We start from the raw sequence: 23945 nt of genomic DNA on the forward strand, positions 1-23945 counted from the left end.
TCGAACACCTTTGGAAGTATTTTTGAGTTACGTAAGTATTGATGATTTGTCTAACTTAATTTGACAATTAAGAATATATAAAGGATAAATGCTGGCAAAGCTCATTCCAAAAATTTTACTCATTCAACGGATTCCTTTCTACCTAAAACTATAAAATCGACAACAAGTCTGTTTCAGCCGTACTACACCCTATTTTACGAACGAGTAACGCCATCTTTTCTGGCAGCTGCTGCGACTTTCATCGTAATCAAATCAACGACATTTTCCTCAAAAGCGGATGGGATAATGTAGGTCGAACTTAATTCCGAATACGGAATCGAATCGGCGATCGCGTGGGCACAAGCTAGCTGCATACCCGGTGTGATCTTCTTCGCTTCGGCCGCGAAAGCGCCACGGAACAAGCCAGGAAAAGCCAGGACATTATTGATTTGATTTGGGTAATCTGATCGGCCGGTACCGACTACGGCAGCACCGCCAGCTAATGCTTCATGATAACTGATTTCTGGTTCAGGATTCGCCATTGGAAAAACGATATTCCCTTCATTCATAGAGGCGATCATTTCTTTGGTCACTAAATTAGGGGCTGAAACACCAATAAACACATCAGCACCGACAAAAGCTTCCACCATCGTCCCGTTGAAATCTTTTGGTGTGATCAATTCCAAGATTTCTTTTTCTACAAAAGTTGCGTTCGCCACCTCTTGATTCAATGCGCCTTCTTTATTGAAGGCGATAATATTTTTGACACCAAGATCAACCAGCATATGAATGATTGCACTACCGGCAGCACCGGTTCCAGAAATAACGACTTTTAACTCTTGCGGGTCTTTTTTGACTAATTTCAAAGCGTTAATCAGTGCGGCAGTAACCACCACTGCGGTGCCATGTTGATCGTCATGAAAGACCGGAATATCCAATGCTTCAATCAATGCACGTTCGATTTCTACACAGCGCGGGGCGCTGATATCTTCGAGATTGATCCCACCAAAAGTCGGTGCAATCGCTTTGACGATCTGGATAATTTCTTGTGGGTCCTTCGTGTCTAAACAAATCGGCACTGCATCAATGTCCGCAAATTCTTTAAATAGCAAGGCTTTCCCTTCCATTACAGGCAAAGCCGCTTCTGGTCCAATATCACCTAAACCCAACACCGCCGTACCATCTGTCACCACTGCAACACTATTCCCTTTCCAGGTATACTCATAGGCTTTATTTTTATTCTCAGCAATTTTGCGACAAGGTTCCGCCACACCAGGTGTATAAGCCAATGAAAGATCCTCTTTGTTGTGAACTCTGGCTTTACTGGTTATTTCAATCTTACCGCGCCATTTTTCATGAGCGGTCAATGCTTCATCATAAATAGTCATTTACTCTCTCTCCAATCATTTTCTCTGGTCTGACCCACAGATCATATTCTTCTTCGGTAACATAGCCTAACGTCAACGCCGCATCTCTTAAGGTTGTCCCTTCGTTATAGGCTTTCTTAGCGATTTCAGCACCTTTGTCATAACCGATGTGACTGTTCAATGACGTAACTAGCATTAAAGACTGCTTCACTAATTCCGCCATCCGTGCTTTATTGACCCGCAGACCCTTCAAACAATTCTCACTAAAAGACTGCAAAGCATCCGTCAATAAGCGAACACTTTGTAATAAATTAAAAGCGATCACAGGCAGATAGACATTTAATTCAAAATTACCTTGAGATGCCGCGATTCCGATCACCGTGTCATTTCCCATCACTTGAACCGCCACCATTGCTAAAGCCTCACATTGCGTTGGATTGACTTTGCCAGGCATGATCGAACTGCCGGGTTCATTGGCTGGAATTGTGATTTCCCCTAAGCCACTGCGAGGACCACTAGCCAACCAACGAATATCATTGGCCATCTTCATAGCATTTGCCGCCAACGATTTTAATGCTCCGCTGACAAACACCACCGCATCCCGATTGGCTAAAGCATGAAATTTATTGGCTTCACTCATAAAATGAATCCCCGTCTCTTCCTTCAACGCATCAATAAACGCTGCTTCATAAGCCTTCGATGCATTTAAACCGGTTCCTACTGCCGTGCCGCCGATCGCCAACTGACGCAATTGTGATAAACTACTGATCAGCATAGTCTCATTGTGTTCTAAGGCGGCGCGCCAACCGCTGATCTCTTGCCCAAAAGTGATTGGCGTTGCATCCTGCAAATGGGTCCGACCAATCTTAATCACATCTTGGTTAACCTCTTCTAACTCTTCTAAAACTCCGATCATCTCATGAAGCGCTGGCAATAACTTTTTTTCGACTGCCAATGTTCCCGCTAGATGAATCGCTGTTGGAAACACATCGTTGGAACTTTGTGACATATTCACATCGTCATTTGGGTGAACTGCTAAATCCTTTTCACTAGCTAGATGAGCCAGCACTTCGTTGGTATTCATATTGCTTTGGGTTCCACTGCCCGTTTGCCAAACCACTAAGGGGAACTCTTGCCAGCTCTCGCCTTTTAACAATAAGTCAGCTGCTTCTTGAATCGCTAAGCTCTTTTCAGCCTCTAGTTTGCCCGTTCTCTGATTCGCAATCGCTGCCATTTTCTTTACCAAAACTAAGGCCTGTAGCAATTCTGGTGGCATTTTCTCTCCACCAATTTTAAAATTTTGACGACTTCGTTCAGTTTGCGCTCCCCACCACGCTTCTTTCGGCACTTCGATTGGCCCCATTGAATCTCGTTCAGTTCGTGTCTCCATATATGCTCCTCTCAATGTTCACTCATTGGTTCAATTATCCCTTATTTTTTGCTAGAAGGATAGAAAAAAAGGACAAAAATCCGTAGATTTTTGTCCTTCGTTCGTTATTTATCCCGTGTGTCAAATAGAATCGTCACAGGGCCATCATTGACTAGCGCAACGTCCATATCGCCGCCAAATTCCCCAGTCTCCACCGTTAGCCCCGCCTCACGTAAGCCTTCATTGAAGTACTCATACAAAGGAATCGCCGTTTCTGGTCGCGCCGCTTTAATAAAACTTGGACGATTGCCTTTTTTAGTATCGGCATACAACGTAAACTGCGATACACTCAAGACGCTACCGCCGATGTCTTGCAACGACTGATTCATTTTGCCTTCCGGATCTTCAAAGACCCGCAATAATGGAATTTTGCGAATCAAATAATCCGCGTCTGCTTGCGTGTCTTCTTCATGAATCCCCAGTAAGATCATAAAGCCCCGATCGATCTGACCAATCACTTGCTTATCAATGGTAACACTTGCTTGACTAACCCGTTGAATGACTGCTCGCATAAAAAACCTCCTGAAAATTTGTCTAGCTAGGCTGCTTAACCTTTGGTCCGCTTCACGCTGTAAACGTCGGGAACGGTTTTGATTTTATCGACGATAGAATACAAATGATTCAAATTTTGGATTTTAAAGGTCAAATTAATGACTGCCAGCCGATCTTTGGTTGGCTTCGCTTCAACACTAACTAATTTTTTAGTCATGCCACTGACGATGTTCAAGACATCATTCAACAGTCCATCACGATTAAAACCATACACTTCTAAGTCGGCATTGTATTCTTGAACAGAATTCGTCGTGTCTTCCCACTCTACTTCGATCAAGCGTTGTTGGATGTCTTTTTGCTTCGTAATATTTGGACAATCGGCCCGATGGATCGAAATGCCGCGGCCTTTAGTAATATAGCCGACAATGTCATCTCCGGGAACAGGATTGCAACAATGGCTGATGCGGATCAAAAGATTTTCGATCCCTTGAATCACAATGCCACCTTCATGCCGAACTTTGATTTTTTCTGGTTCTTTCGGACTATTCACCATTTCATCGACGGCGTCACGTTGCTTTTGCTTCATTTGTTCGCGGCGTTCTTTTTCCGTCAAACGATTGGCAAAAGTCAGCGCGCTAATCTCACCAAAACCAATTGCCGCATATAAATCTTCTTCACTATGAAAATTGATTTTGTCTAACACCTCAGACAGCTTGTCCTTCGTCAGCATTTCCTTCGGTAGGAAGCCTAGATCGTTGATACATTTCACCACCGCATCGTGGCCCTTTGTCACATTTTCATCACGATCCTGGGTTTTAAAGAAACGTTTGATTTTATTTTTGGCTTTGCTGGTCTTTACTAGATTCAACCAGTCTCGGCTGGGACCAAAGGAATTGGCTGAAGTCATGATCTCGATGATGTCGCCATTTTTTAATTTATAATCCAGTTGCACCATTTTGCCGTTGACTTTTGCTCCAGTTGTTTTATTCCCAACATCGGTATGGATGCTGTACGCAAAATCTAACGGACCAGAGCCTTTCGGTAATTCGGTTACATCTCCTTTTGGTGTGAAGACGTAAACCTTATCACTGAAAATATCCCCTTTAACACTTTCCATAAATTCGGAAGCATCGTAGCTCTCATCTTGCAGCTCAATGATTTCCCGGAACCAATCCAATTGTCGATTGTCTTGCGTTTCCTCTGTCTTATCGGTCTTGCCTTCTTTATATGCCCAGTGAGCCGCAACCCCGAACTCAGCGATCTGATGCATTTCGTGGGTTCGAATTTGGACCTCAACCGGATTGCCGCTAGGGCCAATGATCGTCGTATGTAGCGACTGATACATATTCGCTTTCGGCATCGCAATATAATCTTTGAAACGCCCAGGCATTGGTTTCCATTTGGTATGGATTGCACCAAGCACTGCGTAACAATCTTTGATGGAATCCACGATTACTCGAATCGCTAATAGGTCATAAATTTCATCGAATTGTTTTTTCTGATCGCGCATCTTGCGGTAAATCGAATAAATATGTTTCGGGCGACCATAAATATCGCCTTCGATCCCTAACTCTTTCGTGGCTTCCTTGATCTCGTCCACCGCTTCGTCAACGAAACCTTCCCGCTCATCCCGTTTACTGCGCATCAAGTGAACGATCCGATAATATTGCTTTGGATTCAAGTAACGTAAGGCCGTATCTTCCAATTCCCACTTGATCCGGCTCATCCCTAAACGATCAGCCAATGGTGCGTAAATTTCCAATGTTTCCCGTGCGATACGACGCTGTTTGTCATCACGTAAATATTTTAACGTCCGCATATTGTGCAAGCGGTCTGCTAGTTTGACCATAATTACCCGCAGGTCTTGCGCCATCGCCAACAACATTTTCCGATGGTTCTCTGCTAATTGTTCCTCATGGGATTTGTATTTGATCTTCCCTAATTTGGTTACGCCGTCAACTAATGAAGCGACGTCTTCTCCAAATTCAACTTTTAAATCTTCTAACGTTACTGGCGTGTCTTCCACCACATCATGCAAGAACCCGGTGGCAACTGTATGAGGGTCCATATGTAAGTCTGCCAAGATCCCGGCGACTTGAATCGGATGAATAATGTAAGGCTCGCCCGATTTACGGACCTGAGGCTTATGGGCTTCATAAGCAAAGTCGTAAGCCTTTTGGACAAACGCCACGTGCTCTTTTCCCATGTAGGTACTGACCATCCTAATGACGTCAGGACCAGTCAATTCAACTTCTTTTGCCATGTGACGTTCCCCCTTTAATTAATAAGAAGCAGACTGCTACTCTTTCTGAAAATGATTGTACTTATTATACAAACTCTAGTGGTCTTTTTCAATTAAATCAGTGCTGCAGCTCATAATAGAAACTAGCGGCACTCAAAAAATAAAGTGGTGCCGTCTCTGTCCGCAAAATGCGTGGACCTAAACCGCATAATTTTGCTCCCGCCCCTTGAAAAAGCGCGATCTCTTTCGGTGTCAGACCACCCTCTGGCCCAAAGACGACCAGTAATTTTTGACCGGCTCTTAATTGCTGGAAAGTTTGAACTAATTGAGCTTGCTCCCCTTGCTTCGCGGATTCTTCATAGGCGATCAAGACTGCATCATAGTCAGAAAAACGAGCGACTAATTCTTTTTCCGAAGCAAATTCAACAGTCGGTAATGCTTGGCGGTGGGATTGCTCTGCCGCTTCTTGGGCGATCTTATTTAAACGCTGCTGTTTTTTTTGCTGCTTCTTGGCATCCCACTTCGCTACCGAGCTTTCACTAGGAAAAGCAATAAACTGATGTGCCCCTAATTCCGTCCCTTTTTGAACGACCAGCTCCAGCTTCTCCCCTTTTGGAAAGCCGCTGGCAATGGTGATAGCAATCGGCAATTCTCGTTGCCAACTTTCCTTTTCCACCTCGGCTAGCACGACTTTCTCACTGTCAATCTCGATGATTTTCGCTTTAATCGCCGTTTGATCCGTAAACACGAGAAACACTTCATCATCGACACCCATCCGCATTACTCGTGCCATATGATGATGCGCTTCACCACTAAGTTCTACCGTTGGTTGGTAGGCTTGATCAATAAAATAGCGCTGCATCTTAGTCTTCCTCTGGCTTCTGTAAAATAATTGCGAACCAATCTTTTTGTTGGAAGATGCGATCCACTTCAAACCCTTGGGCGTACATAGCTTCCAGTACCATATCTTTTTTATCTTCAATGATGCCTGAAACGATCAATTTTCCGTCCGCTTTCAACAAGCGCCACGCATCTTCGATCATCAACACGATGATATCCGCCAAAATATTCGCCACGATCACATCGGCTTCTTGCTCCACACCAACCAGCAAATCATTGGCCGATACATGAATGTTTTCGGTATGAGCATTCAAGTCGACATTTTCCTGTGCGGAACGAACCGCCACCTCGTCTAAATCATAGGCATGAATCTCCTTTGCCCCATAAAGGGAGCTGGCGATACTCAAAACGCCTGAGCCCGTGCCAACATCCAAAACAGTTTCGCCACCACGCAAAACAGTTTCCAACGCTTGCAGGGTTAGGTTGGTTGTTGGGTGTGTCCCCGTTCCAAAAGCCATGCCGGGATCTAAGGTAATAATTTTTTCATCGTCATGCTGTGCTTCATATTTCTCCCAGCTAGGCACAATCGTCAAATAACGAGTCACACGAACAGGGTGATAGTATTTTTTCCACGCAGTCGCCCAGTCGCTCTCTTCTACTTCGCTGACTTCCACCAGATTTTTTCCGATATTCAACCCGAATTCTGGCAACTTAGCAATATTGTCTTTGATGAAAGGCAAAATTTCCGGTAAAAAAATCGTTTCAGGAAAATAAGCCTTAACGATAGCTCCTTCAGCTAAGCTAGAAAACGTTTCTTTATCAACCAATTCACCATATTGATCCTCTTGATAATTCTCAAAGTCTAGCGCGTCTTCAATCGCGACTCCTGAAGCCCCCGCCTCCATCAAAATATTCGAGACAGCTTCTACCGCCTCGCTTTCCGTTGTTACTTTTACTTCATTCCATTTCATAATATTCGCCCCTTTTAATAACTTGGATAGGATAGATAGCTACTGTCACTTGGTTTAATGGATGCTTGAAAGATTGCATCGTCCCAATTCATTTCAAAAACGGCTTCGTCGCTGTCATCTGCGAGAAAATCTAATAAATCGCTTTGCCCGTCATCGATTACATCTTTCAAGTAATCCACGACTGCCGTCAGTTCATTTTTCTTCATCCCTTTTTTACCTTCATAAGGAATCACTGCCAAATAATCGTCAGCATCGTACTTCGATTTGTCCGGATCAACCAATAAAATCGCATCCTCAAATTCAATGATCTCTTCTTCAGAAGCCACACCATCCGCGTCATCAATTTCAATCTGCCCTTTATTTTCGCCATAAATCAGAAACGCGATCTCAAAGCTGTGATTGCGGGTATCCCAATCCAATGCCAATTCATAATCCGGAATTTTTTTGTTTAAATAATTATCTAAATACGTAACCATAGTCTCTTTCGCCATACTTATTTCCTCCATCCATTATTCTCTTCTATTAAAGTTTTACGTTGATTCGTTATGTAAGGATTGCCATGAACAACAAATCGTAACGGCCGCTCAGTCCAAATCCCTTTATTCGGAATACCGATACGAGGCAGCGCATCGATTGTTTTCGGTACCCGTCGTTTTTGGGGAACAAGATGCAAAGAGCTAGAAAAAATCGACTCACCATACAATTTTCGGCTAATACCTAGAGCCTCAACTAATTTTCCCGGTCCATCCGAAAGTACCGCCCCACTTCGACCATGACGATTGACGATCATCACTTCGATACCGTCCACCGGTTCAATCCCTCGGATCATTACTCCTTGCGGCACCCCTTCAGGCTGTGTGATCATATTCAAAATCAAATGGGTATGCATCGTGTATAAATAAATTGTACCCGGCTTTTCGTACATCGCCCGAACACGTGGTGTATTCCGCATTCCATAGCTATGCGCAGCCAAATCATCCGGTCCCAAATACGCTTCACAGTCAACGATATAGCCGCCCAATTTCCCTTCAGGCGTCTCATGCTCCAAGTACATCCCTAATAAATATTTCGCAATATTTTCAGTCGTTTCACGATTAAAAAAATCAATTACCTGCTCCATTTTTCTCACCTTCTCCATGATACACAATAATCCAAATACTCGCTACGCCCAACAACCCAAAACCCAGCAAACATAAGCAAAAAATGCTATAATGAGAACATACATTTGCTAATTTTACTCCTTGCTTTAGCAAATTAGCCGAATGAGAACTAGCACTAATCAAAATTGATAAAAGCTGATTTTCTTCAGCACATCGCTGAATTCACCTGTCATCGATCATACCTTATCGAAGGACTCTTTACTCCCTTTATTAAATTTCAAGGAGGTTTCTTATGCAACAACCTTTAGCTTATCGCATGCGCCCCCGCAACTTAGATGAAGTTGTCGGGCAGCAGCAATTAGTCGGCGAAGGCAAGATTATTCGCCGAATGGTGGAGGCGCGAATGCTTTCATCGATGATTTTATATGGCCCTCCCGGCACTGGGAAAACTAGCATCGCTAGCGCCATCGCCGGCTCTACCAACTACGCCTTTCGAATGTTGAACGCCGCCACTGACACAAAAAAAGACTTACAGATCGTTGCCGAAGAAGCCAAGATGAGCGGTACGGTTATTTTATTATTGGATGAAGTCCATCGGCTAGATAAAACCAAACAGGATTTTCTATTGCCTCATTTAGAAAGTGGCCGAATTATTATGATCGGCGCTACTACTGAAAATCCATACATCACCATCAATCCCGCTATTCGCAGTCGAACTCAAATTTTTGAAGTCAAGCCTTTAGACGAAGCTGATATTATTACAGCAGTCAAGTCAGCCTTGACTGATAAAGAACGCGGTCTTGGAGGATATCCGGTTAAAATAGATGAAGAAGCGTTGAGGCATTTGGCGCGGGCCACCAACGGGGATTTACGCAGCTCTTTAAACGGCTTAGAACTAGCGACTAAATCTACGCCAAAAGATGCGGAAGGAAACATTCATTTGACCCTTCCCATCATCGAAGAATGTGTGCAACGAAAAGCACTGACCCACGACAAAGACGGCGATGCTCACTACGATGTGATCTCCGCCTTTCAAAAATCGGTCCGAGGCAGCGATGTCAATGCTGCGCTACATTATTTAGGCAGACTAGTCGAAGCCGGTGATCTACCGATTATTTGTCGACGCTTGATGGTGATGGGCTATGAAGACATCGGCCTAGCCAATCCAGCCGCCGCTGCTCGCACAGTTCAAGCCGTGCAAGCCGCTGAAAAATTAGGCTTTCCCGAAGCGCGGATTCCTTTGGCCGACGCAGTGGTGGATCTTTGCCTTTCACCTAAATCAAACTCGGCTTATCTAGCCTTAGATGCGGCGATCGCTGATATCCGTCTTGGCAATGCCGGCGAAGTGCCCGATCATTTACGAGACAGTCATTATAAAGGTGCAAAAGAGTTACAACGGGGAATTGGCTACCAATATCCCCATAGCTTTGAAAATGCGTGGGTGGATCAGCAATACTTACCTGACAAAATCAAAGATGCTCATTACTACGAGCCTAAAGCGACTGGCAAATACGAACAAGCGCTTGGTCAGCAATACCAACGGATCGAAGAATGGAAAAAGAAAAAATAAAATGACCTTCAAGGTTAGAGGAATCTAACTTTGAGGGTCATTCGTTTTAGTTGTTAGAAAGAGGCTAGGAAGAAAGATCAAAACCAGAACGATGACTGACACCAGAAAGCCCGCATGATAAGCAGACAATTCGTGAGCGATCGTTGGCTGTGCGCCTTGTAATACCGCAGCCACGACTGTTGCGATCATCGCTGAACCGAAGCTTGAACCAAGATTTTCAATGATATTAATCCCTACACCGGCGTCTGGTAATTCTTCATCCGACAGCCCAGTATAGGCATCGCTTGTTAACGGCAAGTTGATGCCGCCAAAACTGGTCCCGCGAATAAACAGGATCAAGGCGATCCAGACCATGCTAGTTTGATTAGTGATAAAAACTAACGGAATCGTACCAATCAGCGAAATAATTAAACTAACGATGACAACATACTTAGCGCCAAGCTGATCGATGAGTTTACCGATCAAAGGTCGGGTCACCAGCATTCCCAAACCTTGAGGAATTAATGCGATTGCTGCCGCCATCGCGGAAAAATGCCGGAAGTTTTGAAAGAACAAGGGTAAAATCAGCATAGGACCCATAATAGCAATATTGGCAAAGAATAAACCGATGCTAGATGCCCTAAAGCTTCGATGAGAAAAAATAGTCAGCGGTAAAACCGTTTGATGTCCTCTATAGTGATCATAGAAAATATAAGTAACAAGCAATAATAGACCGACACCTGTCCAAATTAAGGATTCGCTATTATTGAAGGTCGCATAATCCGCGGCCTTGGTAATGCCATAAATCAACGCGGCACTCATAACCGACAAATCAAGAATGCCAAAAATATCCAGCTTGCTTTCGCGATTAAAAGGCGTAAAGCTTGGCAAGGTACGCAGCATTAAGGGTGCCGCGATTAAAACAATGAAGACATTTATGAAAAAGATCCAACGCCACGAAGCCGCCTGTACGATAAAGCCGCCGAGAACTGGACCAAGAATCGGACCAAAAATCATCGGGGTGCTGACGATCGCCATGACCCGTCCGATATTTTCTGGACCGGCTGTTTTGACTAACAACGTTGACATCAAAGGTGTGATAATTCCTGCACTAAAACCTTGCAGCAGACGAAAAGCAATAAAGCTAGTAACATTCCAGCTAATGCCGGCAAGAATCGAAGTGAAGCCGAAAAGAATCACCGCGGCAATAAAAATTTTCTTACCGTCAAAATGATTCATCAACCAACCGGCAATCGGAACAGCGATGGCTAAAGCCAAAACGTAGCCGGTGATTGCCCATTGAATAATAGTAAGGGTTGTATGAAAATTTTTGGTTAATTGATCGATGGCGATATTCACCATCGTTGAGTCTAACATAGGAGCAATCGCACCCAAGGCAATCGCCCAGGCCGCCGATAACACTTCTTTCGGTAATTTTGATTGATTCATAGAAGATTCCTTTCAAGAACAAGTAGTTGATCATCAGTAAATTTTTCTAGCTGCAGCATGAAAATAAACCGAGTTTTTGTTTCTCAGGAAACAATACTACTTATTTGTTTCCGTGTCAACAAAAATAAACAGCCTCAAAAAATTGAGACTGCCCAGCTACTTAATTGATCGTAAGACCTTGCTTCTTTATTTCCGCTTCTAAATGTTGATTGTATCGCTCTAAAAAAGTTAAAAAAGCATCGTACTGCTCCTCAGTAACAGGTGCGAAGACTTCTTTATCTCGTTCTTCGAATTCTTTGTGAAGCTGCTCATGAATGTTAAAAACATTTTCGCCTTCTTCAGTCAGCTTAAAATAAATTTCTTTTTTATTATCTGCCTTTTGGTAGCTTTCGATGTATTTTTTTTTCAACATTTTTTTAGTCAACTTACTGATAGCACCACGGGTCATATACATCGACTCCGCCATCTTCGTGACATTCGGATCTTGATGCTTACCGATAAATTCAATGCAGTGAACCTCGGATGCTGTATAACCAGCTAAAGCCGTCTCCATCTTGACTTTATCCAGCCACGCCCGTTTGTTAAATACTTCGCTGAAGCCTTCAAGGACTTCTTCCCTTTTGTTCATGAATCTTCCTCCTAGTGAGTGCACTCTCATTCTAGGATAATTATGTTTCTTTTTCAACAAAGTTCATCCAACCTTCGTTGTCAAGCGCCAGCGAAAGGTCAGAAGATGTTTTCCTAGTTTTTGCCTGCCTTGTGGAACCGTTAAAAAGATGCCCTTTTTTTGATTCCAATCGTCGAAGTCTGTTCTTAAAGACCCCGTTTGGTTAAAAACCGAAATTTCCTCATTCAATGGATAACTTGTTTCCGACTCCTGAAAAAATAATTCTCCTATTTCACTAGCGTCGGCTTGCAGCGTTAATTGCCACGGCCGTTGGTTTTGGCGCGTATCTTCTATGATTAACTCACCCTTTATTTTTGGATAAAAACGTGTTATGTGACCGATTGACTGCTGACCAAAATTTATTTCTGATGGAACTGATACTAGTTTTAGTGTTCCCGACATCGGCATATAGGTCGCTGATACTTGATAATAATAGCTCTCGGTCGGTTGCCAACTAGACTCACTGATTTGCTTCATTGTCCCGTCACTACCGTGAATTTCTGCCTGTTGGAAAGAAGAATCGTCCTTTCCCATAAAGTGCACTGTCGGCTGAAGTTTTGTTTCTCCTGGAATAATCAACTCATCACTATGCTCATCACCAGTTCCCCATATTTTTAACGGTAGGGGCTGATTGTTGGGCTGCAAGGGCAAGTCATGAATAATTTTCCCTTGTTGATCAACTGCTTGATAGTTAATAATGGTGGCCGCCACCGCCAGCCCCAGTTCCCCATTAGTATCGCCAGTGTACACATGCCCAGCAGCATCGAAACCGATAAAGTTCAGCGGTGTTAACAGACTCTCGGTTCCAGCGAACTGCATGATGGCAAACCCTTTTTGCTGGTCAAAATAGGTGCCGTTGATTTTTTGTGGCAATTTTTCGTTTAAAGGACGCCAAGTCAGCTTTGTTGTAGGAGCGAATTTCCGTAAATGTATCGCTGAAGCTTCAGCAGGAGAATGAAGTTCAGCGGTTTTTTCGGCCACTAGACTGCCAGTTTTTAATTCATTTACCGCTAAACAAGCCCCTTCGGACAAAGTTAACTCCCCAAACTGATGGTAATGAGTCGCAAAATTTTCATTTGTAGCCCCATAAGCATTTTTCATTGTTTGCAGCGAGATTCGGCTATTTTCTAAAACAGTCGCTTGGGTGAAATTATATATTTCTTCAACGGCTAATTCTTTTTGCGACGCACTTAACTGTAGCAAAATTTCAGCAGTACTGTTGGCAATCAAACGATTCGAAAAGGTCGGATCGCCGCTGCCAATCATTTTTTTGATGGATCCTGCCGCCTCAACATCTAATATAACTTCGTGGAGCAGGCGACCAGCATAACTATTTTGGAGCATCCCTTGAATCAAAGAAAAATGGCCGTTTGGTGCGTTCACTATTAACTCTAGCTGCGGACTGATTAGCTCTTTCGCGGCTGTTCCCCCATCCCCCAATAGTTCAATTTCCGAGAAAGCATTGTTCGTGTCGATTTCTAATGATACCTGCTTGTTCACCCCACCAATACTATTTTTTTGTGTTGCTTTTTTAGGACGGGCTGCGCTGATACAGATACCAGTATCCAACTCAACGGCGTCTTTTATTACTAGAGAAATATTCCCGCTAATCCTGCCTTCGTTAGCCACCCCACCGATAATTTGAGTGTCCGCTTTCCCTTTTTTGATACGACCGCCAGTAATGATCGTGGTAGCATTTCCATCAATCAAATGATTAGAATTCGCACCAAATGTAGCAGCGATTAGCCCCTCAAACTCGCCACCAGAAATTTCTGTTCGCAAGTTCCCAATTAAGCGGCGATCTAATCTCCCGCCAGCAACCGCATATGTTTCTACCTTACCACCGGATATTTTTAACGAGCTGTCCCCATAAATTCGGTAACTCGTTTGACCAGCACCACAAATTTGGCTGACTTGCCCACCAGCTAAGTTCGCCTCACTAGTACCGTCTAAGATTCCACTAAAACTTCCGCCGTAGGCAAAATTCACTAAGGCTTGTTTCATGACTAATTGAGTCGTGCCCTTAACATAGAGGGTATTTTCCCAGTTATTTTTATTATCACCACCCCCAGCTGCCACGTTAAAGCCATAGTTTGAACCGGCACTTAGACTATCCGGCAAAAAATTTGGATTGATCCCTAGTTCTTGTGCCCGCTGACCCCAACGTTTGCTGTAAACCAATCCGCTTTCTCCTAAGATCAATTGAACCTTTCCATTAACCAAACCGGCAAAGCCCGCTCCGCAAATATTTTTATCCCTGCCAGCCCCGTCACTCACACAACCGCCAAATAATCGCGTTGTCACATCCCCAGCCACATAAAAAGCCGTCTTTTCTCTCGCCGTCGCAAAACGCTCAGCAGCGGTTAATTGATCATACGCCGCTTCTTCTACAGTAACGTTTAACGGATCGGCCAGCTCCACACTTGGCGGAAAATTCACGGCGTTGGTCAAACTGGCTTTTTCAATATCCATCCCACCGGCACCATCGATCCGCATGAACGATCCGCGATCAAATGAACCAGCTAAAATTTGATTGTCGATAGCGCCTGTAATTACACCACTAAACTGATTGCCGCCAACAAAATTCCGTTCGCCTGAAAGAAATTGACTTGTGTCGATCTGTGTCGTGATTGCTTGCGAAACTCCTTTAATTTCCCCAGTTTGTGAACCGCCAATTAAATTGCCTTTTGTCGAAAAATTACCAATCCCATTAAGTCGATTCTGAATCGGTCCAGTCTTGCCAAAAGCGACTCCCCCATAATAATTTCCCAGCACAAAATCCGTTGAAGCGCCGTTGATATGATTGCTGATTGTTCCATTGACTGTCACTGGCTCAGCCACAGTTCCGATACCGCCACCATAATAATCAACTAATACTCCGTTTAACCCCTTTATTTCAGTCGTTACATCCCCAGAGATCATTCCGCTTAATGATCCACCGCATAATCGTGTGAGCTGGCCTGTCAGGTTCATAATTTTTGTTTCAACCGTTCCAGTTAAAATTCCCGACTCGTTTCCTCCACAAATTTGCCATTCCCCTCCAATAACCTGATTAAAAATCATTCTCGGATTGCCGACTAAGTCGTGATTGCTACCTCCAAATAGTTTCGTCTTTCCGAAATGTTGAATAGACTCGAAGATTAATGAGTGACCATTGCCATAAATTTTTGGTGCCTGCAACATCAATTGGTTCAATTCAAGGTCTTGACCAAAAAAACAACTTTCCGGCAAGCTTAAAATCACAGCTTGATCTATTCCTTTAAACGTTAACGAATTCGGAACACTGGCAAAATTAATCGTCTCTAATACAGGATTTTCTTGAATTTCTGGCGTACCAACGGCTGTACCGGTTAAATCTAAAGAACGCTCTAACTGGATGGTATAACTTTGCTTTGGATCTGTTTGATATATCGCCCAAAGCAATTCTTGCAAACCTGCCGAACTAGCAGGAAATTTACTTTGGGATCCGATTGATGGCGTTAGCTGTAGTTCAGCGGCTTCTGCCTTTTCGGGAAGGACTAAAAATAAGAAAATAAGAATTGCAATTAAAAAATAGTCGATTTTTTTTGACATATTATCCTCCTTTTTTATACAATATACGTATAGAAGACGTAAACATTTTGGGCTAACGAATGTTTTATATCAAAGTCCCATTCATTGCGTCTCGGTTATGACTATGCTATGATTGAGATGGAAATTCTGTGATGTGCGCGTTGCCTACTTCAGTGTTGACCGAACATTTTTATTGATATCTTGGGATCCGTCTTGTGTCAAAGTTGGTAACATGCCTTTTCATTTGGTAGTTCGATACTTAGACCATGGAACCCACCTGCTGTATCTTGCGGGATCAATACTATCGGGTGAATAACGGCATCGACGGAATTTTCCATTTTTTATGGAATGAAAGCAATTTGCGTACTGCAAATTGCTTTTTGTTATATTGGGGGAAGAAAATGATTCGGATATTATTATTTTTACTTGCACTTATTTTATTGCTTTGCAGCTATTACTTAATCAAAAGACCTCAAGGCTTTCTCCTTTTGTTTAGTAAAGAGGAACAAACAGAATCTCTTGGATTTTTGCGTCGCTTCGGGTCGATCTATGCAGTCCTCGGTGTGATGGCGATCATTATCGGCATTATGAACAATCGGTCGTATTCCATGATGTATTTAATTTTACTTTTAGTTGTAGCAGCGGTTTTCGCACTCTTGATGGGAGCAAAAACAAAAAAAGACTAACAGTACCATTTTTTCAGTATTTGTTTTAAAATAAGAGGTGAAAAGGAGTTGAGAACGATGGAACAACAATATAGTAAAATCATGGTTGCAGTCGATGGTTCGAACGAAGCAGAATTAGCTTTTAGAAAAGCGGTAAACGTCGCGAAACGGAATCAAGCAGAATTATTACTAGCACACGTGATTGATACACGGGCATTTCAAACCGTTTCCTCTTTCGATAATGTTTTAGCTGAACAAGCAACGGATATGGCGAAACAAACATTAGATGACTATGAAGCAGAGGCTAAAAAAAACGGCGTTGAACACATTAGCAAAGTCATTGAATATGGTGCTCCGAAGGTTATGATCGCCAATCAAATTCCTGAAAGCAATCAAATTGATCTCATCATGTTAGGTGCCACCGGTTTAAATGCTGTGGAACGTTTATTTATCGGATCAGTCTCCGAATACGTCATTCGCAACGCTGGCTGTGATGTATTAATCGTAAGAACCGACTTAGACAACAACATTCCTGAAAAAGAGGAATAATATTCCAACTTGCACAAGTAAAAAAAACGCCCCCTCCACTCGAGAAACAACTTTCGAGTGGAGGGGGCGTTTTAAATTTAAATCGCTTCTACTAACTAATTTATTTCTTATGATAGTTTCGACCCAATCACGATCCCAATAAAACTCAACAGCAAGCCTAGACCATATGAGCCAATCAAATAGCGATAACACATCGACCGGTCATTTTTCCAAAGGATGAATAGCTCAAAATTAAAGGTGGAAAAAGTGGTATAGCCCCCCATCACTCCTGTCCCTAAAAAAAGATACATGGACTCGGACAAGTGCAAGCCAAAAAAAATCCCTAATAATAAACTACCCGTCAAATTAATAAAGAAGGTCGATCTTGGCAACCGTTTCGTTTGAGATTCAAAATAATTGTTTAAAGTGAAACGCAGCATCGCGCCTATTGCCGCTCCGCTACCGACTAACACAGTCTCAATCATCACTGCGCCGCCCTTCTATGATAGATTGATTCACCTAAAAAGGTCATCGCCAAGCCTCCGACAAAAGACAGAACTAGGTAAAGAAAGGCCAAGCCAATTTGATCTGCTTGGACCAATTTCATCGTATCTAAAGCAAAAGAAGAAAACGTCGTCAGCGCCCCACAAAAGCCCACGCCAACGCCTAAGACCAATCGTCCCGAAATATCGATATCATTCATAATATGTTTAACCACCCAGCTAAAAATAAAGCAGCCAATTAAATTTACTGCAAGCGTTCCAATCGGAAAGCCCCCAACCGCTGGCAAAAAAACACCTAGCCAGTAACGGGCAGAACCGCCGATAAACGCACATAGGGCAATGACTAAATAGTCTAGCATTCAATTCATCTCCATCAATTCATTCTTTAACACTATAAAACGATTAAAATAAAGATGCAAATGATGCTACCTTTTCATCTTCTTTTTTCAAAAAGTGCTAAACTAAGATTATCAATGAAAAAGTGAGGGCGACATATGCAAGGAATAATTTTCGACTTTAACGGAACAATGTTTTTAGATTCCGATCTTCACGAGGAAGCTTGGATCCATATAATCAAAAAATATTCAAAAAATGAATTAAGTGCAACCGACATTATTCACTCGATTCATGGCAAAACCAATGATATTATTTTACGCCACTTTATTTCTGCCGACTTAACAGATGTGCAGGTAGAGAAATTATCCGATGAGAAAGAAGCTTATTATCGCGAGCGCGTTCTGGCCCATCCTGAGAGAATCCACTTTACAAAAGGATTAGACTCCGCGTTGGATGCGTTAAAATCTCACCAAATCCCTATGACGATCGCCTCTGCCTCACCTAAGGTTAATATGGATTTTTATTGGGAAACTTTTGCTTTAGCCAAATGGTTTGATCCTGAAAAAATCGTTTATCATAATGGGACGTTTCCCGGTAAACCTGCGCCGGATATCTTTTTGATCGCGGCTGAAAAAATTGAACTAGCACCTGCGAATTGTTTAGTCATCGAAGACTCTTACTCTGGATTACAAGCCGCACAGCGGGCGCAAATTGGAACGATCGTCGCCATCGATCCTTTTGGTAAAAATCGTGGAATTTTTGAAGCAGAAGGGTTAGCAAAAGATGGGGTGATCGAAGACTTTACCAACTTTATCTCGATGTATATAAAATAAAAATGGCCCCCACTTTCCGTTAGAAAGGTGGGGAACCGTTTTTTTCTTTTAAATAATCGTGGCACCTAACGTATTTTTAAAATGCGTCAATGCCCACGCATGTCCGGTCGGATCAAAGCTGGCTACTGCTCGCTCCGGGATCACTAATTGATAGCCCAGGTTGTAAGCATCCACTGCCGTATGAAGAACACAAATATCGGTACAGACACCCGTCAAACAAAGCTCCGTAATCCCCCGCTCCCGCAAACGAATATCCAAGTCTGTTCCGCTAAAAGCGGAGTAATGCCGCTTGTCCAGCCAATAGATCGTCTCCGCTGATTGATTCGCTTGATAAAAATCTGCCAAGGAGCCATATAACTTGCGGCCGCTTGTTCCGATCACATTGTGGGGCGGAAACAATTTATTTTCCGGATGGTAGTGATCATTAGGGTCGTGGCCATCAATTGCAAAGACGACGAACTCACCTTGTTCAACATAGTTTTTCGTTAGGTCAACCAAATTTGTTTCGATAGCTTGACCGGCTTTCCCAGTCGTTAATTTCCCATCTGTCGCTACAAAGTCATTCGTATAATCAATTGAAAGTAATGCTCGCATGGATTATTCCCCCTAGTCAACTTTTTACTGATTGAATCTGTGCTGCCGTTCATTAAACTAAATGGTTAACAAATTCTGTAACCAACTGTGCTGATAATGTCCCCGTCCGATTGACAAACTCTTCATGCGTCTCCGTTGCTTCGCCATCCGCTGTATCACTAATTGCTCGTACGATTAAAAAAGGAATACCAAATTGTGCAGCGGTATGTCCGATAGCTGCCCCTTCCATCTCCACTGCCAAGGCATCCGGAAAGGCCGCTTTGATTTCATAAATTTTTGAACCACTGCTGACAAAGCTATCGCCAGAAACAACTAAGCCTACTTGGGCCTCTTGATTCATTTTTTTGCTAGCTTCCAGCATTTCACTCTTCAGATAGGTGGAGCTTTCAAAATAAAGAGGCATGCCTGGAACTTGTCCAATATGATAACCAAACGTTGTCGCATCAACATCAAAGTAAGCGACTTTATCCGCAATCACGAGATCTCCTACCGCCAAGCCGCTTCCGATTCCGCCAGCTGTTCCGGTATTGATGACCATGTTAACTTTATATTGTTGAATCAATACAGACGTAGTAATCGAAGCTAAAACTTTCCCGATCCCTGACTGTACCACAATTACTTCATGATTTCCTAGACTACCCGAAATAAATAAAGCTCCTGATTGTTCCCATGATACAGGATGACCTAAACTTTCTCGTAATGCTCTGACCTCCGGCTCCATCGCGCCGATAATTCCAATTTTCATCGTTCTTTTCCTCCCATTAATTAAATAAAGAATACCGCCAACATCACAACGATCAATAGTAACAATACAAAAATGATTGCTTTATTCAAAAAACTACCACGTTCTTTTTGTTTGGCCCGCTCGCTGCTGCGACTCTTGGTGACGGGTTTATTCTTTTTTAGCTCTTTACGATACACACTGCTGATTTCTTTTTGCTTTTTTTCATACGCTCGTTCAGCGCTTTGCCGTTGTTCTTCGGCTAAACGCTCTTGCGCTTCTTTGCGCTTTCTCATTTCGCTACGCGTCACCAGGGGTGATTTACTCATGCGCATCCTCTCCTCCCAAGCGAGATTGAAACGAACCTCTTCTTTTTAAATTTCATTCTGATGGATCAATAGTTCCCAATAATTGACCGCAAAAATAGTCTTCGCGTCGCAAATAGTACCATCAATAATCGCTTGCTTCGCTTCTTCCAAAGTCAATTCGTATAATTCTAAGACTTCATCCTCATCTTGTGGTAACGGATTTTCAACTTTAACCAATTCTGTGGCACTATAAATATATAATTTCTCATTCGAAAAACCCGGAGATAAATACATTTCATTAACATAATTCAGTTTTTCTGTTGTAAAGCCCGTTTCCTCTTCCAATTCCCGTAAAGCGGTTTTTTCGGGATGCTGTCCTTCGCCAGGATCAATTTTTCCAGCTGGAATTTCTAAAACTACTTTTTCTAAAGGTTTACGGAACTGCTTAACCATAATTAGTTTGTTTTCTTTCGTAATAGGAATGATACCGACACCGCCATGATGAAAAACTAGCTCACGCTTGGCTGTTCCACCCATTGGCAAGGCTACCTCATCCAAATACACTTCGATGATCTTTCCCTTAAACAATTCTTTACGATTGATCGTCTTTTCTTCGAAATCTTTATACTCTAACATAACAACAGCCTTTCCTCTTTTTTCATACTAAGGAATTAATTTTTCGTGGAAAAATTAGTTCTATATCAAGCCGCAGACCGTCCTAGCGCTCTTCTAACAGAAGGAGCAAAACGAGTCGGCAAGCTTTTCTCAACGGTTCTGCCTTATTGTATCACAGAAATTTCTTACGTTTTTTCTAAATATGAAAAATCCATCTTTAGTCCCATACTAATTCTATAGAAATTCATGCTATGATGAGCCTGTAAAGAAATCAAGTATTTTGAATAAATAAGTGTGAAGGGTTTTTACAGACTAGGAGGATTATTATGCGAAGAAAACTGTTCCCGATAATCATCGCAGCAATCGGTGTTCTCTGCCTTTTTGAAGGGGATTTCGGCAACTTTATCATCTTTTTAATGCTGGCTGTTGGTGGATGGTTAATTTATAGCGGCTTTAAAGGAAGAACGGGTTCTCGTAAAAAAGAAGACGTGCCATTTTTAACGAAGGAAAAAGAAGCGTATTACAAACAAAACGGCATGAGTGAAAGTGAGATCGAATTGTTCCGTGAAACGATGAATCTTTCAAAACAACAAGTTTTACGTTTGCAACAGAATGTTCAAAAAAGCGCGAAGCTAAAAGCCATTGATTTACGCCATGATACGTTGAAAGCAGCGAAGGCGTTATTCAAAGAATTGGTAAAAGAGCCGACTCGATTACCAGAGGCTAGTCAATTTCTTTATACCCATTTACCGAACATTGTTGATTTGACCGACCATTATGTCGAGATCAACAGTCACGAAGTAAAGTCAAAAGAAGTTTATGGTAAACTAGAAGAAAGTGCACAGATTATTGATCAAATGGCTGATTTAATTGTGAAGGATTATCAACAATTTGTATCAGGGGATTTAGAAGATATGGACGTTGAACTCTCTATCGCGAAAAAAAATCTTGACCATGATCCCGATTTGTCGACAAAATAACTTAAAATTAGCTAAACAAAAAAATCTAGCTTAAGCTAGATTTTTTTCGAACAGGAGGAACCAGAGTGGAACCAGAAAATAAAACACAGACGCAACCAGTTGACAGTACGTTAGACGATTTATTAAGCAATCCTTTTGGCACCGACGCCTTAACCCCGGTTCAGCAGCAAGAAATTTCTCATTTGCAGTCGCAGGAACAAGCCGACCGCTTAGTGGATAAATTACCGGAAGAACGCCAAGCCCAAGCGCGGGAATTAGCAAAAAAAATCGATGTCAATGATTCGCAAGCAGTCATCAGCTACGGCTCGACCGCTCAAACAAAATTAAGTGAATTCTCGCAATCGATGCTGAATTCCGTATCCTCACAAGACATTGGCCCTATCGGTGATTCATTGAACCAATTAATGTACCGTCTAAACGAAGCCAATCCGGATGAATTACGTGTGGGCGAAGGCAATATTTTCCAAAAAATGTTTGGTAAGGTCAAGCAATCGATTTATGAGATTACTACTAAGTATCAAAAGATCGGTGCTCAAATCGACAAAATTGCCATGAAACTAAATGTCGAAAAAGACGGGTTACTAAAAGACAACCAAATGTTAGAAACACTTTACAATAAGAATAAAGATTATTTTGATGCCTTGAACATCTATATTGCCGCAGCCGAATTGAAGATCGAAGAAATGAAGCTGACCACGATCCCCGAAGCGACCAAAAAAGCGCAGGCCTCAGGAGATCAAATGGACGTCCAAATCGTGAACGATTATTCACAATTTTTAGATCGCTTAGACAAACGGACTTACGATCTAAAATTGGCTCGTCAAATTACGATTCAACAAGCGCCCCAAATTCGTTTAATTCAAAATACGAATCAGGCGTTAGCGGAAAAAATTCAAGCTTCTATCAATACAGCAATTCCTTTATGGAAAAACCAAGTAGCCATTGCCTTGACCTTGCTCCGTCAAAAAGATGCCGTCACAGCACAGCGTCAAGTATCGGAAACAACGAATGACCTATTGAAGAAAAATTCTGAGATGCTGAAGATTTCAACCATCGAGACTGCCAAAGAAAACGAGCGCGGAATCGTCGATCTGGATACTTTACAACAGACGCAAAACGATCTGGTGGAAACATTAGAAGAAACCTTACGCATCCAAAAAGAAGGGCGCGAACGTCGACAAGCCGCAGAGATCGAGATTGGTCATATGGAAAACGATTTGAAACAAAAACTAATGGACTTAAACTCTGGACACTAGTCCAGAAAGTTACTAGTAAAAAATCAGCCTACCGATATTCGGTAGGCTGATTTTTTAGCTTATAATTACTACGCGTTTCTAGGCTTTCATATATCCTAACACGACGCCGCCAAGAATAATCAGCAGACAGCCGATAATCACATAATACATTTCTTTTTTCGTCTTGTGTTCCCCCAACAGGAAGATCCCACCTAATGTTGAGATAATGATCCCCATTTGTGACAATGAAAACCCGATGGCTAAACCGATATTTTGGACACTTAACAACATACAAACATTCCCGATGCCCCATAATAATCCAGAAGCCATATTGCGCCAGACATAGCGATCGACTTTGGCTTTTTTGAAAGCAAAGAAGCTGGCACCAACTAACATGCCGACACTTTGCGGCAGAATGATCGCCAATGGATTAAGCCCTGCCCATGTGATAATGATTGTATAGACACCATAACCCAGGGTTGAGAAAATCAGCGCACGAAACCCTTTGCCGAAGTTCAACATGCCATTATCCGTCTCTACGCCACTTTCGTCATCTTTACGAGCCGTTAAATAAGCCCCTAACACTAAGAAAGCTAATGCAATAAATCCTAAGACAAAATCTTTGGTCTTCGTCCACTCATGAAAGAATACAGCACCGGCGACGGTATTCAAAATTAATTGAAACCCGGTTGAAATGGGCAAGCCCACCGAAACTCCCATGAATTTCATCCCGTGAAACTGACCGTTTTGACCAACAGACCAAAAAAGTCCTGACAAAAAACCGATTAACAAAATCCAACCACTCATTGCCGGCTGAACAATAAAAAAGGTCACTAATGCAAAGACAAAAGCGCCCATCGTCATTCCTAAGGTTTGCTGATTGGCGTCACCGCCTAATTTTCCGCTGACCAAAGCAATGCTTCCCCACGCCACCATCGGCACTAGGGCAATTAAAATACTCATAACCTTACTCCCTTCAATTCACAACTG

Annotated in this window: 24 protein-coding genes and 1 other RNA gene; 7 read left to right on the plus strand and 18 right to left on the minus strand. The window is 42.5% G+C overall.

Features of this window, described 5'->3' with window-relative positions; genetic code table 11:
• Positions 1-194 precede the first annotated feature (194 nt).
• The 8 genes from FFM67_RS08270 to FFM67_RS08305 form a co-directional block, all read right to left on the minus strand.
• Complete coding sequence (locus FFM67_RS08270) at positions 195-1367, minus strand: NAD(P)-dependent malic enzyme (RefSeq protein ID WP_137614103.1); 1173 nt, start codon at positions 1365-1367, stop codon at positions 195-197.
• Positions 1354-2736 (minus strand): class II fumarate hydratase, encoded by a 1383-nt coding sequence (gene fumC / locus FFM67_RS08275; RefSeq protein ID WP_137614104.1) that lies wholly within the window; start codon positions 2734-2736, stop codon positions 1354-1356. Before fumC ends, FFM67_RS08270 begins: the two co-directional genes overlap by 14 nt.
• Positions 2737-2840: 104 nt before the next feature.
• A complete protein-coding gene (gene dtd, locus FFM67_RS08280; RefSeq protein ID WP_137614105.1) occupies positions 2841-3287 on the minus strand; it encodes a D-aminoacyl-tRNA deacylase in 447 nt (148 codons plus the stop codon).
• A gap of 35 nt (positions 3288-3322) precedes the next feature.
• Positions 3323-5530, minus strand: a complete 2208-nt coding sequence (locus FFM67_RS08285; RefSeq protein WP_137614106.1) for a RelA/SpoT family protein — start codon at positions 5528-5530, stop codon at positions 3323-3325.
• 97 nt (positions 5531-5627) lie between these two features.
• Positions 5628-6371: a 16S rRNA (uracil(1498)-N(3))-methyltransferase gene (locus FFM67_RS08290; RefSeq protein WP_137614107.1), complete on the minus strand. Its 744-nt coding sequence runs from the start codon at positions 6369-6371 to the stop codon at positions 5628-5630.
• Between the two features lies 1 nt (position 6372).
• Positions 6373-7320, minus strand: coding sequence for a 50S ribosomal protein L11 methyltransferase (prmA, locus tag FFM67_RS08295; RefSeq protein WP_137614108.1), 948 nt, complete (start codon positions 7318-7320; stop codon positions 6373-6375).
• A 14-nt stretch (positions 7321-7334) separates the two neighbouring features.
• Positions 7335-7811, minus strand: coding sequence for a DUF3013 family protein (locus FFM67_RS08300; RefSeq protein WP_137614109.1), 477 nt, complete (start codon positions 7809-7811; stop codon positions 7335-7337).
• A gap of 2 nt (positions 7812-7813) precedes the next feature.
• Entirely contained in the window at positions 7814-8440 is a 627-nt protein-coding gene (locus tag FFM67_RS08305; RefSeq protein ID WP_137614110.1) for a DNA-3-methyladenine glycosylase, read from the minus strand.
• A 272-nt stretch (positions 8441-8712) separates the two neighbouring features.
• Between FFM67_RS08305 and FFM67_RS08310 the strand changes: the two genes are divergently transcribed.
• Positions 8713-9990, plus strand: a complete 1278-nt coding sequence (locus FFM67_RS08310; protein ID WP_137614111.1) for a replication-associated recombination protein A — start codon at positions 8713-8715, stop codon at positions 9988-9990.
• 24 nt (positions 9991-10014) lie between these two features.
• On the opposite strand, the gene FFM67_RS08315 is transcribed toward FFM67_RS08310, so the two are convergent.
• The 3 genes from FFM67_RS08315 to FFM67_RS08325 all read right to left on the minus strand — a co-directional run bounded on the left by FFM67_RS08315 (position 10015) and on the right by FFM67_RS08325 (position 15658).
• Positions 10015-11418, minus strand: coding sequence for an MDR family MFS transporter (locus tag FFM67_RS08315; RefSeq protein WP_137614112.1), 1404 nt, complete (start codon positions 11416-11418; stop codon positions 10015-10017).
• A gap of 160 nt (positions 11419-11578) precedes the next feature.
• Positions 11579-12046, minus strand: a complete 468-nt coding sequence (locus tag FFM67_RS08320; RefSeq protein ID WP_137614113.1) for a MarR family transcriptional regulator — start codon at positions 12044-12046, stop codon at positions 11579-11581.
• A 63-nt stretch (positions 12047-12109) separates the two neighbouring features.
• Positions 12110-15658 carry a hypothetical protein gene (locus tag FFM67_RS08325; protein ID WP_137614114.1) on the minus strand — a complete coding sequence of 1183 codons (3549 nt, stop codon included), beginning with the start codon at positions 15656-15658 and terminating at the stop codon, positions 12110-12112.
• Positions 15659-15778: 120 nt separating this feature from the next.
• On the opposite strand from FFM67_RS08325, the gene ssrS reads away from it, so the two are divergent.
• From ssrS to FFM67_RS08340, 3 genes are all read left to right on the plus strand, one after another.
• Positions 15779-15972: non-coding RNA, 6S RNA (gene ssrS / locus FFM67_RS08330), on the plus strand.
• A gap of 66 nt (positions 15973-16038) precedes the next feature.
• Entirely contained in the window at positions 16039-16323 is a 285-nt protein-coding gene (locus FFM67_RS08335) for a hypothetical protein (protein ID WP_137614115.1), read from the plus strand.
• 57 nt (positions 16324-16380) lie between these two features.
• Positions 16381-16851, plus strand: a complete 471-nt coding sequence (locus tag FFM67_RS08340) for a universal stress protein (RefSeq protein WP_137614116.1) — start codon at positions 16381-16383, stop codon at positions 16849-16851.
• A gap of 107 nt (positions 16852-16958) precedes the next feature.
• Here FFM67_RS08340 and FFM67_RS08345 read toward each other — a convergent pair whose 3' ends face one another.
• Both FFM67_RS08345 and crcB read right to left on the minus strand, forming a co-directional pair.
• Complete coding sequence (locus FFM67_RS08345) at positions 16959-17315, minus strand: fluoride efflux transporter FluC (protein ID WP_137614151.1); 357 nt, start codon at positions 17313-17315, stop codon at positions 16959-16961.
• Positions 17315-17692, minus strand: coding sequence for a fluoride efflux transporter CrcB (crcB, locus tag FFM67_RS08350; RefSeq protein WP_137614117.1), 378 nt, complete (start codon positions 17690-17692; stop codon positions 17315-17317). The genes FFM67_RS08345 and crcB overlap by 1 nt, the downstream gene beginning before the upstream one ends.
• A 135-nt stretch (positions 17693-17827) precedes the next feature.
• Here crcB and FFM67_RS08355 point away from each other — a divergent pair, with 135 nt between their 5' ends.
• Positions 17828-18502, plus strand: coding sequence for an HAD family hydrolase (locus tag FFM67_RS08355; protein WP_137614118.1), 675 nt, complete (start codon positions 17828-17830; stop codon positions 18500-18502).
• 48 nt (positions 18503-18550) lie between these two features.
• Here the strand turns inward: FFM67_RS08355 and FFM67_RS08360 are convergent, their stop codons facing one another.
• From FFM67_RS08360 to FFM67_RS08375, 4 genes are read right to left on the minus strand one after another with little or no spacing between them, the layout of a single operon-like run.
• Positions 18551-19096 (minus strand): cysteine hydrolase family protein, encoded by a 546-nt coding sequence (locus FFM67_RS08360; RefSeq protein WP_137614119.1) that lies wholly within the window; start codon positions 19094-19096, stop codon positions 18551-18553.
• Between the two features lie 52 nt (positions 19097-19148).
• Positions 19149-19841 carry a 5'-methylthioadenosine/adenosylhomocysteine nucleosidase gene (locus FFM67_RS08365; RefSeq protein WP_137614120.1) on the minus strand — a complete coding sequence of 231 codons (693 nt, stop codon included), beginning with the start codon at positions 19839-19841 and terminating at the stop codon, positions 19149-19151.
• 20 nt (positions 19842-19861) lie between these two features.
• The gene (macP, locus tag FFM67_RS08370; protein ID WP_137614121.1) at positions 19862-20146 is read right to left on the minus strand and encodes a cell wall synthase accessory phosphoprotein MacP; all 285 of its coding nucleotides are present in this window, start codon (positions 20144-20146) and stop codon (positions 19862-19864) included.
• A gap of 45 nt (positions 20147-20191) precedes the next feature.
• Positions 20192-20761, minus strand: a complete 570-nt coding sequence (locus FFM67_RS08375) for an NUDIX hydrolase (RefSeq protein WP_137614122.1) — start codon at positions 20759-20761, stop codon at positions 20192-20194.
• Between the two features lie 305 nt (positions 20762-21066).
• Between FFM67_RS08375 and FFM67_RS08380 the strand changes: the two genes are divergently transcribed.
• Entirely contained in the window at positions 21067-21720 is a 654-nt protein-coding gene (locus FFM67_RS08380; protein WP_137614123.1) for a 5-bromo-4-chloroindolyl phosphate hydrolysis family protein, read from the plus strand.
• Positions 21721-21785: 65 nt separating this feature from the next.
• Entirely contained in the window at positions 21786-22976 is a 1191-nt protein-coding gene (locus FFM67_RS08385; protein ID WP_137614124.1) for a toxic anion resistance protein, read from the plus strand.
• A 78-nt stretch (positions 22977-23054) separates the two neighbouring features.
• Here FFM67_RS08385 and FFM67_RS08390 read toward each other — a convergent pair whose 3' ends face one another.
• Positions 23055-23918: a GRP family sugar transporter gene (locus FFM67_RS08390; RefSeq protein ID WP_137614125.1), complete on the minus strand. Its 864-nt coding sequence runs from the start codon at positions 23916-23918 to the stop codon at positions 23055-23057.
• Positions 23919-23945 lie beyond the last annotated feature (27 nt).

Source organism: Enterococcus viikkiensis (assembly GCF_005405345.1).
GTDB classification, from domain to species: Bacteria; Bacillota; Bacilli; order Lactobacillales; family Enterococcaceae; genus Enterococcus_A; species Enterococcus_A viikkiensis.